This window comes from Streptomyces sp. NRRL S-350, from assembly GCF_000719705.1.
In the GTDB taxonomy this organism is placed as follows: domain Bacteria; phylum Actinomycetota; class Actinomycetes; order Streptomycetales; family Streptomycetaceae; genus Kitasatospora.
Genome location: NZ_JOHO01000023.1, coordinates 41,954 through 57,325, shown reverse-complemented (window position 1 = coordinate 57,325; position 15,372 = coordinate 41,954). Strand labels below are relative to the sequence as shown.

At 74.4% G+C, this 15,372-nt stretch carries 10 protein-coding genes; all 10 read left to right on the top strand.

Features of this window, described 5'->3' with window-relative positions:
- Window positions 1-174 precede the first annotated feature (174 nt).
- The 10 genes from bldG to IF30_RS0121525 all read left to right on the top strand — a co-directional run bounded on the left by bldG (window position 175) and on the right by IF30_RS0121525 (window position 15,327).
- Window positions 175-516: an anti-sigma factor antagonist BldG gene (bldG, locus tag IF30_RS0121570; protein ID WP_030240921.1), complete on the top strand. Its 342-nt coding sequence runs from the start codon at window positions 175-177 to the stop codon at window positions 514-516.
- Between the two features lie 160 nt (window positions 517-676).
- Window positions 677-1,096: an ATP-binding protein gene (locus IF30_RS0121565; protein WP_030240919.1), complete on the top strand. Its 420-nt coding sequence runs from the start codon at window positions 677-679 to the stop codon at window positions 1,094-1,096.
- A gap of 227 nt (window positions 1,097-1,323) precedes the next feature.
- Window positions 1,324-1,692: a cyclophilin-like fold protein gene (locus tag IF30_RS0121560; RefSeq protein ID WP_030240918.1), complete on the top strand. Its 369-nt coding sequence runs from the start codon at window positions 1,324-1,326 to the stop codon at window positions 1,690-1,692.
- A gap of 109 nt (window positions 1,693-1,801) precedes the next feature.
- Window positions 1,802-2,560, top strand: a complete 759-nt coding sequence (locus tag IF30_RS0121555) for a hypothetical protein (RefSeq protein WP_051710759.1) — start codon at window positions 1,802-1,804, stop codon at window positions 2,558-2,560.
- Window positions 2,561-2,967: 407 nt separating this feature from the next.
- On the top strand, window positions 2,968-4,500 hold the full coding sequence (locus IF30_RS0121550) for a DUF7059 domain-containing protein (RefSeq protein WP_030240912.1): 1,533 nt from the start codon (window positions 2,968-2,970) through the stop codon (window positions 4,498-4,500).
- Window positions 4,501-4,701: 201 nt separating this feature from the next.
- Window positions 4,702-5,160, top strand: a complete 459-nt coding sequence (locus tag IF30_RS0121545; RefSeq protein WP_030240909.1) for a DUF3592 domain-containing protein — start codon at window positions 4,702-4,704, stop codon at window positions 5,158-5,160.
- Window positions 5,161-5,700: 540 nt separating this feature from the next.
- Window positions 5,701-8,580 (top strand): type I DNA topoisomerase, encoded by a 2,880-nt coding sequence (gene topA, locus IF30_RS0121540; protein ID WP_030240907.1) that lies wholly within the window; start codon window positions 5,701-5,703, stop codon window positions 8,578-8,580.
- 298 nt (window positions 8,581-8,878) lie between these two features.
- Entirely contained in the window at window positions 8,879-12,448 is a 3,570-nt protein-coding gene (tmk, locus tag IF30_RS0121535; RefSeq protein ID WP_051710757.1) for a dTMP kinase, read from the top strand.
- 234 nt (window positions 12,449-12,682) lie between these two features.
- A complete protein-coding gene (locus IF30_RS0121530) occupies window positions 12,683-13,894 on the top strand; it encodes a DNA polymerase III subunit delta' (protein WP_030240901.1) in 1,212 nt (403 codons plus the stop codon).
- Between the two features lie 278 nt (window positions 13,895-14,172).
- Window positions 14,173-15,327, top strand: coding sequence for a hypothetical protein (locus IF30_RS0121525; RefSeq protein ID WP_030240898.1), 1,155 nt, complete (start codon window positions 14,173-14,175; stop codon window positions 15,325-15,327).
- The last annotated feature ends 45 nt before the right edge of the window (window positions 15,328-15,372 follow it).

Genomic DNA, 15,372 nt, shown 5'->3' with positions numbered 1-15,372 from the left:
CGTGCGGGCATGGTCGCAGGTGGTTGAATGTGGCCGTGACGGCCGTATGGCCGTGGGTCGCAGCGCCGACGCTTGCCACGCGTTCGCTGGGCGCGCCCGGCTCGCGACCATGCGGTTGCGGCCGTCCGGCCGAGGATCGCACATGACGTAGCAAGGCAAGGTGCTGGAGGTTCCGTGGACCTGTCCCTGTCGACCCGTTCAGTCGGCGATCGTACGGTCGTCGAGGTTGGCGGCGAGATCGATGTGTACACCGCCCCGAAGCTGCGGGAGCAGCTGGTCGAGCTCGTCAACGACGGCAAGTACCACCTCGTCGTCGACATGGAAGGCGTTGACTTCCTCGACTCGACCGGTCTGGGTGTGCTGGTGGGCGGTCTGAAGCGAGTGCGGGCCCACGAGGGTTCGCTGCGCCTCGTCTGCAACCAGGAGCGCATCCTGAAGATCTTCCGCATCACCGGCCTGACCAAGGTCTTCCCGATTCACACCTCGGTGGACGACGCGGTCAGCGCGACCGACTGACGCGGCCGGGTCGGCCCCCGTGGCCGGCCCGCCCGTTCTTTGCGTCCGGAGTGCTTGGGCCCGCGTGGCCCGGCACGTCCCGGTCGCTTCTGGGCCGGTTCGAGCCGGCCCGCAGGGGGCCGTACCTCCGGCCCCGGTCGGAGCACCCCGAGGGGGAGAGATGGCAACCGTCGAACTTCGATTCAGCGCGCTTCCCGAGCACGTGCGGACGGCCCGGTTGGTCGCCGCGGCCGTCGCCAGAAGGGCCGGGGTCGACGAGTCGGTGCTCGATGAGGTACGGCTCGCGGTCGGCGAGGCGTGCTCCCGCGCGGTCGGACTTCACCAGCGCGGCGGCATCGGCGGAACGGTGCGAGTCGCGCTGACCGATCAGGAGAAGCGTTTCCTCATCGAGGTCGAGGACGAGGCGGGCCCCGCCGGCGTGCCGTCCTCCGACGCGGCCGAGGGCGGCGAGCCGGACGACGACACCCTGGGCCTCGCCGTGATCACCGGCCTGGTCGAGGAGCTGGAGGTCACCAATGGCGCGGACGGTGGCGTCATCCGGATGAGCTGGCCGGTTTCGGTCGCTTCCGTGGCGGTCTGAGCCGGGCTGGGCTGGCCTGAGCCGGGCTGAGCTGGCCTGAATCGGCTTAAGGCGGTCTGAGAGACCGCTTTCCAGTTTTCCCGTCTTCCCGTGCCGGGCTGCCGCGTGCTTCGCGTGTCCGGCCCTCGGGCATGCGTTGACAACCCGCTGAGCCCGGCGGTTCGCTGCTTCCGGCACGACCGGGTCCGATCGCTGAGATCGGATCTCGTCGCGGAAGAGAGAAGTCCATGCGGATCCGCATCCTGTGGCCGGCCGGGCAGACGACTGCCACGCTCGAAGCCACCCCCACCGCCAAGGCGCTCTGGGCAGCGCTGCCGATCAGCTCGTCGGCGAGCACCTGGGGCGAGGAGGTCTACTTCGGCACACCCCTGAGCGTGCCGCGCGAGGAGGGCGCCCGGCAGGTCGTGGAGCCGGGCACTGTCGCCTTCTGGACCGACGGGGACAGCCTCGCGCTGCCGTACGGGCCGACGCCTGTCTCGCGTGACGGCGAGTGCCGGCTGGCCTCCCCCTGCAACGTCCTCGGGGCGTTGGACGGAGACGCCGGGGTGCTGAGAACTGTCCGGCCGGGCGACCCGATCCGGGTCGAGCGGGCCTGAGTCACGGCCGAGGGCGGGGGACCGGGAACCGGGAGCGGGAACCAGGGAGCGGACACCGGCCGTGTAGGTTCGACGACCGAAGACGACCGAAACCGAAAGGCTTCTCCCGGTGAACAAGCGACTGTTGGCCGTACCCGCCCTCGGCGTGCTGCTCGCGTTCGGAGCCGTCGGCTGCGGCGGCGACGACAACAGCAAGCAGCTGGAGTCGTGGGCGTCGAACGTCTGCGGTTCCGCCAAGGACCCGATCGCGCAGGCGCAGGCCGCGCTCGCCGACACCGGCCAGGTGAAGACCGGTGAGGCCCCGGCCGACCTGCAGAAACGGCTCTCCACGGACATCGGGCGGTTGGCCAAGACCAACCAGGACATCGCGTCCGCCATCGACTCGGCCGGTGCGCCCAAGGTCCAGGACGGCGCAACCCTGCAGAAGGACACCGTCGACGAGCTGAAGAAGGCGTCCGACGGCTACCAGGAGGTCCAGAAGAAGCTGGACGCGCTCCCCAACAACGACCAGGCGAAGTTCGCCGACGGGCTGCGCAGCGTCGCCGACCAGGTGCAGCAGCTGGCCTCGCTCTCCACCCAGGCGCAGAGCAAGCTGCAGCGCGGTGAACTCGGTGCTGCGATGGCCAAGCAGGAGGGCTGCAAGCCGTCCCCGACCGGCGGTGCGACCACCGCCCCGACCGGCGGGGCGAGCGGGACACCGGCGCCCGGCGGTGCGAGCACGCCCCCGGCTCCCGGCGCGGCCGGCACCCCGAGCGCCCCGGCCGGCACCCCCGCGCCCGGAGCGACCGACACGGCTGCCCCCGCCGGCGCTGCGACCCCGGCCGCTCCCACGAGCCCGGTCGGCTCCCCGGCTCCCACCGCGAGCTGATCGGCGGGGAGGCGGGGCGGATCCGGCCGTGACGGCGTAAGGGGGCGGGAAGCCGGTACAGCCGGTGCAGCTCGCAGGAGCGGCACCGGCTGCCTTTGCGTTTCGTCGCCGGAAGCCGGAAGCCGGAAGCCGGAAGCCGGAAGCCGGAAGCCGGAAGCCGGGAGCCGGGAGCCGGGAGCGTGGCTCAGGGGCGCACGACCAGGCGCGGGGGTGCCCGTAGGGGCGCGTATGACAGCTTGCGATCCCGGCGGGAGGCGCACGGGGACAGGTCCGGACATCAGAACGCACCTCGGCACACGTCGGCTCAGCTCGATGCAAGTCGGCTCGGTTCTGCACGATGTCGGTGCAGGAGGGGGTGGCCGGGCCCGGAGGCGGTCGTCGGGGGACCGGCGGGGGACAATGGCGGGGTGATCAGTAGCCCCGTTCTCGACCCGACCCGCCTCGCCAAGCTGCGCGAGGCGCTGCTTGCCGCGTCGTTCACCGCTGACGGCTGCCTGGACCTGCTCGGGCCCACCGGTTATGCGGCGTTGGCCCGCAGCGAGGCGGTCCCGGCGCTGCGCGCGACGCGCGGCGGCAGCCCGCTGGAGACGCTGGTGCGGCTGTTTTTGCTGCAGCAGCCGGTGCCGTACCGGGCGGCCGCGGCCGCGCTGCCGGTGGAGGACTGTCTGGCGGACGGCTGGCTGCGCCCGGACGGGGACCTGGTGCGTGCCACCGTCGACGTCCGGCCGTACGCCAACGAGGTCGCCGGGATGCCCAGTTCGGACGCGTGGGTGGTCTCCGACCTGGGCTGCGCGGTGGGCGGTGCGGGCGGCATCGGCTCCGGTGAGACCGCGCACGGGGTGGCCCGCAAGGACCTGGTGCTGGGCGTCGGCGGCGCCTCCACCACGCTCGCCAACATCACTGTGCGCCGCCCCGTCCGGGCCGCGCTGGACCTCGGCTCCGGCTCCGGTGTGCAGGCGCTGCACGCGGCTCGGCACGCCGCTGCCGTCACCGCCACCGACCTGAACCAGCGCGCCCTGCGTTTCACCGAGCTGACCCTGGCGCTGTCCGGGTTCGACAACACCGAGGTGGCTGCGGGGAGTCTCTTCGAGCCGGTCGGGGAGCGGAAGTTCGATCTGATCGTCTCGAACCCGCCGTTCGTCATCTCGCCGGGCGGCCGGTTCACGTACCGGGACGGCGGCATGGCCGGCGACGAGCTGTGCCGCAGCCTCGTCCGCTCGGCCGCCGACCACCTGGAGCCCGGTGGCTACTGCCAGTTGCTCGCCAACTGGCAGCACGTCAAGGGCGAGGACTGGCACGAGCGGCTGGCCGGCTGGGTCGCGGGCACCGGGCTGGACGCCTGGATCGTCCAGCGGGAAGTCCAGGACGTGGCCCAGTACGCCGAGTTGTGGCTGCGCGACGGCGGCGATCACCGAGGCCCGGGCGGCGACTACCAGGCCCGGTACGGCGAGTGGCTGGACGCCTTCGAGGCGGGCCGCGTCGAGGGCATCGGCATGGGGTGGATCACCCTGCGGGCGAGCGGTGCCGAGCGCCCGACCGTTCGGGTGGAGGAGTGGCCGCACCCGGTGGAGCAGCCGCTCGGCCCGCACATCGAGGCGTGGTTCGACCGGCAGGACTTCCTCCGCTCACACGACGACGCGGCCCTGCTCGCGGCCCGCTACGTGCTCGCCGACGAGGTGGTCCAGGAGCAGGTCGGGGCGCCGGGCGCGGAGGACCCGGAGCACGTGATCCTGCGTCACAACCGCGGCATGCGGCGGGCCACCAAGGTGGACACCGTCGGCGCGGGTTTCGTCGGGGTCTGTGACGGGACCTTGTCGGCGGGCGAGATCGTGGACGCGATCGCGCAGCTGCTCGGCGAGGACCGGGTGGTGCTGCGGGACCGGGTGCCGGAGTCGCTGCGGCTGCTGACCGAGCAGGGGTTCATCGACCCGGTCCGCTGAGCGCCGCCGCGCCCGAGCCGCGAGCCGCGAGTCGCGAACCCCTAACCCCGAACCCCCGTCCCCGGGCTGCTGGGAGTCCGGTTCACCCTCCCGTACCCCCTGGTTCGTTCGGCGGCCGCGGATCGGCTGCCCCCCGTTGGCTCTCCACTGTGAGGCTCTGTCCACAGGCTGTGGACAGAGCTGGGGAGCCGGGGGCCAGGGGTGGACACTACGACGGCGACGGCGGGCGGGTGGCTGCTCGGCCTCTTCGGCGGCGTGCTGCTGCTCTGGTGCGCCGCCGAAGTGCGCCTTCGCCACCGGGTGCGGCGCCGGGGGGTGGCTGCAGTGGCCACGGTGGTCGCCGACGACGACGCGCACGGTCAGCTGGACAGCGCGCCGCTGCTCTCCTTCTCCGTGCCGCCCTCGGTCGGCGGCCCCGGCGCGTGCCGGATCGCGGGGCTCGTGCTCACGCGTCCGCGCGGGCACACTCCGCTGCGCCGTCCGGATCGTTTCGCCCCCGGCGCCCCGGTGCGGATCTGCTACGACCCGGAGCGCCCGAGCCGGGTGGTGCTGGCGGCCGGGGAGATCAGCCGGCCGGCCGTTGCCGACCTGCTGTGGAGCGCCTTGGGCGTGGCCTGTCTGGCGGCGGGCGCCGGGCTGCTGGCCGTGGTCGGCAGCTGAGCGTACCGGCCGTTCCCCCACGGATCCTGCCGACGACCGGTCCGCTGCCGTCCGCAACCACCGCCCCGCGTCCCTAACCGCCGCCCTGCGCCCGTAATCACCGCCCGCGCCCGCAACATTGCCCCGCGCCCGCAACACCGGCCCGAGTCGTCGGCCCGGGGCGGCGTCCCCTGCCCGATGCGGTCAGGCCCCGGCCGCCCCGCCCGTGCCGCTCCGCCCGTGCCGCCTCGCCCGTGCGGCCCGTCGATTTTCCGTTGACAGATCTTGAAATCCGTCATTCCATCCTCCGGAACCTGCCGAAGGCCCCCCTCCACGGGGCGCGAACCTCCGTCATCGGGTTACCGTTCGAGTGGCGTCGGCTAGCCCGGCAAGTGAAAACGCGGGATCCGTCCGTTTGACAAGGGTGGCCGGGGTACGGTCACACTCCGCTGGTGGGGTGTCGTGCAGCGGCGGCCCCGGGGCGGTGGAGGGGTCGGGCGGAGCGCAGCCCGTGCTGCCAGCGCCGACCAGCCACATATGGACCGGGAGAGAAGAGCGAAGGTGTCCCCGAGCAGCGAGACCGCGCACGGACAGCGACTCGTCATTGTCGAGTCGCCGGCCAAGGCGAAGACGATCAAGGGCTACCTTGGCCCCGGCTACATCGTCGAGGCGAGCGTCGGGCACATCCGCGACCTGCCCAGCACCGCGGCCGAGGTGCCGGAGAAGTACACCGGTGAGGTGCGTCGCCTCGGGGTGGACGTCGATCATGACTTCGCGCCCATCTACGTGGTCAACGCGGACAAGAAGTCCCAGGTCAGCAAGTTGAAGTCGCTGCTCGCGGAGTCCGACGAGCTCTTCCTCGCCACCGATGAGGACCGCGAGGGCGAGGCCATCGCCTGGCACCTGCAGCAGGTGCTCAAGCCGAAGGTGCCGGTGCACCGGATGGTGTTCCACGAGATCACCAAGTCGGCGATCCAGGAGGCCGTGGCCAATCCGCGCGAGCTCAACCAGCGCCTGGTCGACGCCCAGGAGACCCGCCGGATCCTCGACCGCCTCTACGGCTTCGAGGTCTCGCCGGTGCTGTGGAAGAAGGTCATGCCGAAGCTGTCGGCCGGCCGCGTGCAGTCCGTCGCCACCCGCCTGGTGGTCGAGCGCGAGCGCGAGCGGATCGCGTTCCGCACCGCCTCGTACTGGGACCTGGTCGGCACCTTCGGCACCGGCCGCACCCCGGCCGACGCCGCCAACCCGGAGACCTTCGGTGCCCGGCTCGCCTCGGTCGACGGCAAGCGCATCGCCAGCGGCCGTGACTTCGGCCCGAACGGCCAGCTGAAGGCCGGCAGCACCAACACGCTGCACCTGGACGAGCAGGCCGCCCGCGGGCTGGCCGCCGCCCTGGCCCAGACCGCGTTCAGCGTCCGCAGCGTCGAGTCCAAGCCCTACCGCCGCTCGCCGTACGCGCCGTTCCGCACCACCACGCTCCAGCAGGAGGCCAGCCGCAAGCTGGGCTTCGGGGCCAAGCGGACCATGCAGGTGGCCCAGAAGCTGTACGAGAACGGCTTCATCACCTATATGCGTACCGACTCCACCACGCTGTCGGAGACCGCGATCACCGCCGCGCGGGCCCAGGTCACCCAGCTGTACGGGGCCGACTACCTGCCGGACGCCCCCCGCACCTACGCCAGCAAGGTCAAGAACGCGCAGGAGGCGCACGAGGCCGTCCGCCCCTCCGGCGACCGCTTCCGCACCCCCGCCGAGACCGGTCTGACCGGTGACGACTTCAGGCTCTACGAGCTGATCTGGATGCGCACCGTCGCCTCCCAGATGAAGGACGCGGTCGGCCAGTCCGTCACCGTCCGGGTCGGCGGCGCCTCCGCCGACGGCCGGGACGTCGAGTTCTCCGCCTCCGGCAAGATCATCACCTTCCACGGCTTCCTCAAGGCCTACGTCGAGGGCGCCGACGACCCGAACGCCGAACTCGACGACCGCGAGCGACGGCTGCCGCAGGTCACCCAGGGCGACCCGCTGGCCGCCGAGCGGATCACGCCGGAGGGCCACGCCACCAAGCCGCCGGCCCGCTACACCGAGGCGTCGCTGGTCAAGGAGCTGGAAGACCGCGAGATCGGCCGCCCCTCCACCTACGCGTCGATCATCGACACGATCATCCAGCGCCGGTACGTCTTCAAGAAGGGGACGGCGCTCGTCCCGTCGTTCCTCTCCTTCGCCGTGGTCAACCTGCTGGAGAAGCACTTCGGCCGGCTCGTCGACTACGACTTCACCGCCAAGATGGAGGACGACCTCGACCGGATCGCCGCCGGTGAGGCCAAGTCCGTGCCGTGGCTGAAGCGCTTCTACTTCGGTGAGGGCGACGGCCACATCGCGGGCGGCGCCGCCGAGGCCGGGAACGGCGACGGCGACCACCTGGGCGGCCTGAAGGAACTGGTCACCGACCTCGGCGCGATCGACGCCCGGGAGATCAGCTCGTTCCGGGTCAACGACGACATCACCCTGCGGGTCGGCCGCTACGGCCCGTACGTCGAGCGCGCCTCCACCGTCGAGGGCGAGCCCGGACAGCGCGCCGACGTCCCCGACGACCTGCCGCCGGACGAGCTCACCGTCGAGCTGGCCGAGGAACTGCTGGCCAAGCCCAGCGGCGACTTCGAGCTCGGCCCCGACCCCGTCAGCGGCAACATGCTCGTCGCCAAGGACGGCCGCTACGGCCCCTACGTGACGGAGATCCTGCCCGAGGGCACGCCCAAGACCGGCAAGAACGCGGTCAAGCCGCGCACCGCCTCGCTGTTCAAGACGATGTCGCTGGAGACCGTCACGCTGGAGGACGCGCTGCGGCTGCTCTCGCTGCCGCGCGTCGTCGGCACCGACGCCGAGGGCGCCGAGATCACCGCGCAGAACGGCCGCTACGGCCCGTACCTCAAGCGCGGCACCGACTCCCGCTCGCTCACCAGCGAGGACCAGCTCTTCACGATCACCCTCGACGAGGCGCTGGCGATCTACGCGCAGCCCAAGCAGCGCGGCCGGGCCGCCGCCGCCCCGCCGCTCAAGGAGCTGGGCAACGACCCGGTCAGCGAGCGCCCGGTGGTGGTCAAGGACGGACGCTTCGGCCCGTACGTGACCGACGGCGAGACCAACGCGACGCTGCGCAAGGACGACGACGTCGAGACCATCACGCCGGAGCGCGGGTACGAGCTGCTCGCCGAGAAGCGGGCGCGCGGGCCGGTGAAGAAGACCGCGAAGAAGGCACCGGCCAAGAAGACGGCGGCCAAGAAGGCCACGGCCACCAAGACCGCCGCCACCAAGACGGCGGCCAAGAAGACCACCGCCAAGAAGACCACCACCAAGACGGCGGCGGCGACGAAGACGGCGGCCAAGAAGACCGCGGCGACCAAGACCGCGGCGAGCAAGGCTGCGGCGACCGACGAGGGCTGAGCCCCGGACGAACGGCACCGGGCCCGTACTCCCCACCGGGGGTGCGGGCCCGGTGCCGTTCGTCCGGTGGGAGTCACGGGGGACCGTCGGCAGGCGGGGGAAGATCCGGGCGGCGAGGCTGCCGGGCGTGGGGAGGCCGGGGGAGGTCTCCGCGGCGCGGCCGGGCGCGGAGGCCCGGGAGCTCCGGGCGGCGAGGCCGGGGAAGATCTGTGCGGGGAACGTCACAACCCGGTGATGAGCGGGATCCGGAAGTCCGTTCGCCGCGTTCCGGCCAAGCCCCGCCCGCTACGCTGACCGTATGACGAGCGAGGAGCAGCCCACCCCCAGCGCCGGCCCGGCCGCCACAGCCGCCACCCCGGACCTGCCGGAGGTCGCGCCCGCAGGAACCCCGTCGGACCGGACCCGGGCGCTGCTGCGGACACGTCCCTACCGGCGACTGTGGACCACCCAGCTGGTCGGCGGCACCGCCGACCGGCTCGGTCTGCTGGTGCTGCTCGCGCTCACCGTGATCGCCGCCGCCCAGGGCAGCCTGTTCGGCGACCTGCCACGCAGCCTCGCCTTCGCCCTGGCCGCGGTCCTCGCCGTCCGGGTGGTGGCCACCGGCGTGGTCGGCGTGGCCCTGCTCGGCCCGGTGCACCGGCTGGTCGCGGGCAAGCTGGACCGCCGCTGGACGCTGGTCGGCGCCGACGCGCTGCGGGCCCTGCTGATCGGCCTCGCACCCTGGTGGAGCGTCTGGCTGGGCTCCGGCCCCAAGCCCTCCGGGGCCGCCACGTACGTCCTGCTCGCCACCGTCTTCGTCACCGGCGCGGCCGAGCGGGTCTGGGGGATCGCCAAGGCCGCCGCCGTTCCCGGCCTGCTCCCGCCGGCCAACCCCTACGCTCCTCCCGCCGAGCAGCGGCCCGCCGCGGCCCACCTGGAGACCGTCCGGGGCATCGACCGGTTCACCGGCTGGGTGACCGTGCCGCTCGCGGCCGTCGGCCTGGTCGGCTTCACCCTGCTCAACAACATCGGTGCGGCGGTCGGCTCCGACTGGCTCCGCGCCCACCAGCTCACCTTCGCGGCCCTCGGCGCGGCCGGGCTGTTCACCGCCTCGGCCGCCCGCGGCTACCTCCAGCAGCTGCCCGGCGGACCGGTGGCCGTCGCCCCGGTCTCCCCGCTGCGGGGCCTGCGCGCCCCCACCGACGCCGCCCCCGGCCCCGCACTCGGCAAGGGCCGCACCGGCAGCGCCCCCTACTTCACCTTCGCCGTCGCGGCCGGCTTCGCCTCGATGGCGGGCGTCGCCGCGCTGGCGCTGCTCACCGCCGCCGAGCACCGGGCCGGGCCGATCGGCTACGGCCTGCTGGTGCTGGCCGCCACCGCGGCGCCCGCGCTCGGCGCCCGACTCACCAGGGCCACGCTGCCCTCGCTCTCCCGCCGCCGCCTGCTCGCGCTGGCGCTGCTCACCCAGGGCGTCGCGCTGATCCTGGCCGGGCTGGTCCTGGACTACGTGCTCGTCCTGCTGCTCACCGTGCTGGCCGGCCTGGCCGCCGGGATCGTCGTCTCGGCCGGCCGCAGCCTGCTCGCGCAGGAAGTCGAGGAGATCCGGCTGCCGAAGGTCACCGAGCACCTGTTCGCGGTGCTCCGGGTCGTGGTCGCCGCCGCGCTGGTCGTCGTCCCGCTGATCGCCGCCGCCTACGGGGACGTCGAGTACGGCAGCGTCGAACCCGGCTCCTTCACCTTCATCCACGGCGGCGCGGCCCTGGCCGTCGCCACCGCGGGACTGCTCACCCTGGTGCTCGCCGCCGTCGTACTGCTGCGCACCGACGACCGGCGCGGCACCGCACCGTTCGGCCGGGACCTGGTCGACGCGGTGCGCGGCGCCGGCGGCCCGGTGCCGCACCGGGGCGCGGGCACCGGCTTCTTCATCGCCCTGGAGGGCGGCGACGGCGCCGGCAAGTCCACCCAGGCGCAGGCGCTCGCCGAGTGGATCCGCGGCAAGGGGCACGAGGTCGTGCTCACCCGTGAGCCCGGCGGCAGCCCCGTCGGCCAGCGGCTGCGCGGGCTCGTCCTGGACGTGGGCAACACCGGCCTGTCGCACCGCGCCGAGGCGCTGATCTACGCGGCCGACCGCGCCGAGCACGTCGAGAACGTCATCCGGCCGGCCCTCGCCCGCGGCGCCGTGGTGATCACCGACCGGTACATGGACTCCTCCATCGCCTACCAGGGGGCCGGGCGCGACCTGGCCGCGACCGAGGTCGCCCGGATCTCCCGCTGGGCCACCGGCGGCCTGCTGCCCGACCTGACCGTCGTCCTGGACGTCGACCCGACCAGGGCCCGCGAGCGCTTCACCGAGGCGCTGGACCGGCTGGAGTCCGAGCCCACCGAGTTCCACCAGCGGGTCCGGGCCGGCTTCCTCGCCCTCGCGGCCGCCGACCCGGCGCGCTACCTGGTCGTGGACGGCAGCCAGGCCCCCGGCTCCGTCACCACCGCCATCCGGCACCGGCTCGACCGCGAGCTGCCGCTCTCCGAGCAGGAGAAGGCCGCCCGCGCCGAGCAGGAGCGCCTCGCCCGAGCCGAGGCCGAGCGCCGCGCCGCCGAGGAGGCCCGCAAGAAGGCCGAAGAGGAAGCCGCCGAGCGCAAGCGGCAGGAACTGCTGGCGCAGCTGCACGCGGAGCAGGCGGAGAAGGAGCGGCTGGCCAAGGAGGAGGCCGAACGGGCCGCCGCCGAGGTCCGGCGCAAGGCCGAGGAGGAGGAGCGCCGCCGAGCGGCGGAAGAAGCCGCGCGCCGCGCCGCCGAAGAGGCCGAACTGCGTGCCGCCGAGGAGGCCCGACAGGCCGCCGAGGCCGCCGAACGCAAGCGGATCGCCGACGAGGCGGCCGCCCAGGCGGAGCTCCAGCGGCAGCGGGAACTCGCCCGCGAGGAGCAGCGCCGCCGGGCGGAGGAGGCCCTGCAGCGGGCCGAGGAGGCACGGCTGGCACAGGCCGCCGCCCTCGCGGCCGCGGCTGCGGCGGCCGAGACGGCGGAGGGCCGGGCCGACGGGCGGTCCGGCGCGGACGAAGCTCCCCGGCCGATGGCAGGGGACGCCGCGACCACGGAGCTGTGGGCGGTCCGGGAGACCCCGAGGGGTGCGGCGGACGCGCTCGGCGACGACGCGACGCGTGAGCTTTCGGTGCGGGACCGTCAGGCGGCGGTCCGGGCGGCGGAGGCCGTGGAGGCGGCCAAGGCCGGCGGTGTGAGCGCTCCGGGCGGGGCGACCGGGGTGACCGGCGCGGGCGGGGCGACCGGTGTGACCGGCGCGGGCGGGGCGACCGGTGTGGGCGGGGCGGCCGACGCGACCGCCAAGCTGCCGGTGGTGCCGGCCTCGGCGGTGGACGAGACGGCCGTGCTGCCCAGGGTCCCGGAGGCCGACCGGACCGAGGTGCTGCCGCGGATCGAGCCGGGCCGTACCGGGGGCCGGACGGCGGCGGGCCCGCGGCCGTCGGAGCCGGTGGACAGCACCCGCGAGCTGCCGGTGGTCGGCGGCGAGCCCGCAGTGGGGCCGCGGCCGCAGTCCGAGCCGCAGCCTCAGCAGTCTCATCCGCAGCAGGCGCAGCCGCCGCAGCAGGCGGCTGGAGAGCGGCCGCGGCCGGAGTGGGCCGAGGAGACGCCGATGGACGACCTGCCGAGCCTCACCGACACGCTGCTCGGTTCCCGTGACGAATGGGCGCACTGGGAGCACGGCGGTCCGGGCCACGGTGGCCCGGGTTCCGGTGGTCCGGCCCATGGCGGTCCGTGGCAGACCGGCCCGGCGCAGCCCGCACCGCAGAGCGGGGCGGACCGGCGCGACGGGGACGACCAGGGCAAGGGCGACGGCAAGGGCAAGGGCCGGCGCTGGGGCCGCCGGAGCTGACCGGCCACGCGTGACACGGCGCCGTCGGGGCGGGATCCCCGGCGGCGCCGTTTCGTGTCCACCGTCCGTCGTCTCCGGTCCCTCGTCCGCGGTTCCTCGTCCGCGGTTCCTCGTCCGCGCGCGGCCCGCCTCCGCCGTGACCCGGACGGCGCAATGGGTGTCCGAGCGGAGACGTATGCTCGACGGCGGGGAAGAGGCGCCGCGGGCGCTGCCGTACGGAGCTTGGGAGCAGCAGTGGCCGTCTGGGACGACCTGGTGGGCCAGGAGCGGGTGGTCGAGCAGCTGACCGCCGCCGCCCGGGCAGCCGGGGCGACGGTCGAGGCCGGCCGCGGAAGTGCCCCGAACGAGGGCGCGAACGCCTCCCTGATGACGCACGCCTGGCTGTTCACCGGCCCGCCCGGCGCCGGCCAGGTCACCGCCGCGCGGGCCTTCGCCGCCGCCCTCCAGTGCACCAGCCCCGACCTCGCGCTCGGCGGCACGCCCGGCTGCGGGTTCTGCGACGGCTGCCACACCGTGCTGGCCGGCAGCCACGCCGACGTGAAGTACGTCCGGACCGACGGCCTGTCCATCGGCGTCGGTGACATGCGAGCCCTGGTGCTGCGCGCCTCCAGCTACCCGACCGGGGGCCGCTGGTCGGTGATCCTGGTGGACGCCGCCCACCGCCTCACCGAGTCCGCCGCGAACGCCCTGCTCAAGGGCGTGGAAGAGCCCTCTCCGCGCACCGTCTGGCTGCTCTGCGCCCCCTCCGTCCAGGACGTGCTGCCGACCATCCGCTCCCGCTGCCGCCTGCTGGTGCTGCGCACCCCCGCCGCCGAGGCGGTCGCCGACTCGCTGGTCCGCCGCGACGGCGTCGACCCGGAGACCGCCCGGCTCGCCGCGCTCGCCGGACAGGGCGACATCGACCGCTCGCGCCGCCTCGCCGTCGACGAGCAGGCCCGCACCCGCCGGACGGAGGTGCTGCGGATCCCCCTGGAGGTCGGTGACATCGGCGGCTGCCTGACCGCCGCCCAGCGCCTGGTCGACACCGCCAAGGCCGACGCCGAGGCGCTGGCCGACACCCAGGACACCAAGGAGACCGACGACCTCAAGGCCGCCTACGGCGCCGCCGAGGGCAGCAAGGCGCCGCGCGGCATGGCCGGCGCGGTCAAGGAGTTGGAGAAGCGGCAGAAGAGCCGCGCCACCCGCACCCGCCGGGAGACCCTCGGTGTCGCCCTGCTCGACCTGCTCGGCTTCTACCGGGACGTGCTCGCGATCCAGTTCGGGTCCACCGGCGCGCTCGCCAACGAGGACCAGCGGCAGGCGCTGAACCGGGTCGCCCAGGCCGGCCCGGCCGAGGGCACGCTGCGCCGGATCGAGGCGGTGCTGGCCTGCCGGGAGGCGCTGGACCGCAACGTGGACCCGCTGCTCGCGGTCGAGGCGATGACGGTGGCCCTGCGCGCGGGCTGAGGGCGCCAGGGCGGCTCCGAGGCGGGGTGGCCGCGCTGCTTCCGTCGGCGTGGCCGCTTCTTCCACCCTTCTCCACCGGCGTACGGCCGTACGCCTCCCGGAGCCGGTGCGCTGTCCCACCTTCGAGTGAACGAGCGATACGCGCCGGGCACACCTGCGTGTGACCGTCCGCCCGTTGTGCACGCTGGGGGCCGACTGCGCCCGGTGCCGGGCCGGTCGCCTCCCGTACGCGCCGGGTCCGCTCCGGCGTCGGCCCTCCGCCCGAGGTGGTGCGTCGTATGGTCCGTTCGCTCCTGGTCATCCCCCTGCTCGCCGCCGCCCTCGGCGGGATCTGGCTGGCTCGCGGCGCCCTCCTGCGCTGGCGCGACCTGCGCGCCGCCGAGACCTACGAACTGGCCGGCGACCGCTGGCCGATGCTGGTGAGGGCGGCCGGGGCGATGGTCTGCGGGGTGTGCGTCACGGCGTTGACGCTGCTCACCGCGCTCGGCGCCTTCGGCGGGCTCAGCGGCGGCAGCCGGCAGCAGGACCGCGCGGAGCCCGTCACGGATGCGGCGGTTTCGGGCACGGGCGCGGGCGCGGGTGACGGTGCGGGCCCGGCGGCCGCGGCAGCGGTCCGGCAGCAGGCGGCGCCTCCGGCTGCCAACGAGTCGGCTGCCGCCGCCCCCGCGGTGACCAGCCGCTTCGACAGCGTCGGCCACCCGGGCGGCGGCGAACTACTCCAGTCCGCCGTGCTCGGACCCGACGGCCGACCGCGCAACGTGCGGGTCTGGCTTCCGCCGCAGTACGCCAAGGAGCCGAACGCCCGCTACCCGGTCGTCGTGATGCACGCGGCCGCGCCGCACAAGACCGCCGACGCCGAAGTCCCGGACGTCTTCGAAGGCATCAGCTCGGCCCTGCAGCCCGGCAAGACCCGGCCGTTCATCCTGGTCGCCCCCGAGGCGCCGGACGGCACCGCGCACCCGTGCGAGCTGGTCGCCGCCGCCCCGGCAGCCGTCGCCGACGACGCGGCGCTGCGCACCACCATCGCGACCTCCTTCCGCACCCTGCCGCCCGGCCCGGCCTCCTGGGGCGCCCTCGGCGTCGAGGGCGGCGCGCCGTGCGCGGCTGCCGCCGGGCTGGCCCGCCCCGACCTCTACGGCGTGGCCGCGGCGGTCTCGGGCCGCTACGACGCCGCCGCGCTCACCCAGACCGGCGCCGAGGCCCCGGCGGGCAGCGCGGCCAAGCTGCTGCTGGCCGCCGCCAAGGCCGACGCCGCCGGGCTGGACGCGGCCCGCAAGCTCCAGGCCTCGCTCAAGGCAGGGCCCGGCCCGGCGGCCAAGGCCGAGGTGCGGATCTCGGACAACGTGCAGGACTTCTCCCCCGACCGGGAGCGGCTGCGGCTGGTCCGGCAGGCGGCGCAGTTCCTGGCCGAGGCGCTGGCCAAGGCGTCCTGAGCGTCGGCTGCGCGGGCGTTACGCTGCCCGGTACCCGGGGTGGGT

Excerpts from the sequence above, each read along its gene's own strand:
- IF30_RS0121565 (WP_030240919.1), top strand. The coding sequence starts at position 677 with ATGGCAACCGTCGAACTTCGATTCAGCGCGCTTCCCGAGCACGTGCGG.
- IF30_RS0121560 (WP_030240918.1), top strand. The coding sequence starts at position 1,324 with ATGCGGATCCGCATCCTGTGGCCGGCCGGGCAGACGACTGCCACGCTC.
- tmk (WP_051710757.1), top strand. The coding sequence starts at position 8,879 with ATGACGAGCGAGGAGCAGCCCACCCCCAGCGCCGGCCCGGCCGCCACA.
- IF30_RS0121525 (WP_030240898.1), top strand. The coding sequence starts at position 14,173 with ATGGTCCGTTCGCTCCTGGTCATCCCCCTGCTCGCCGCCGCCCTCGGC.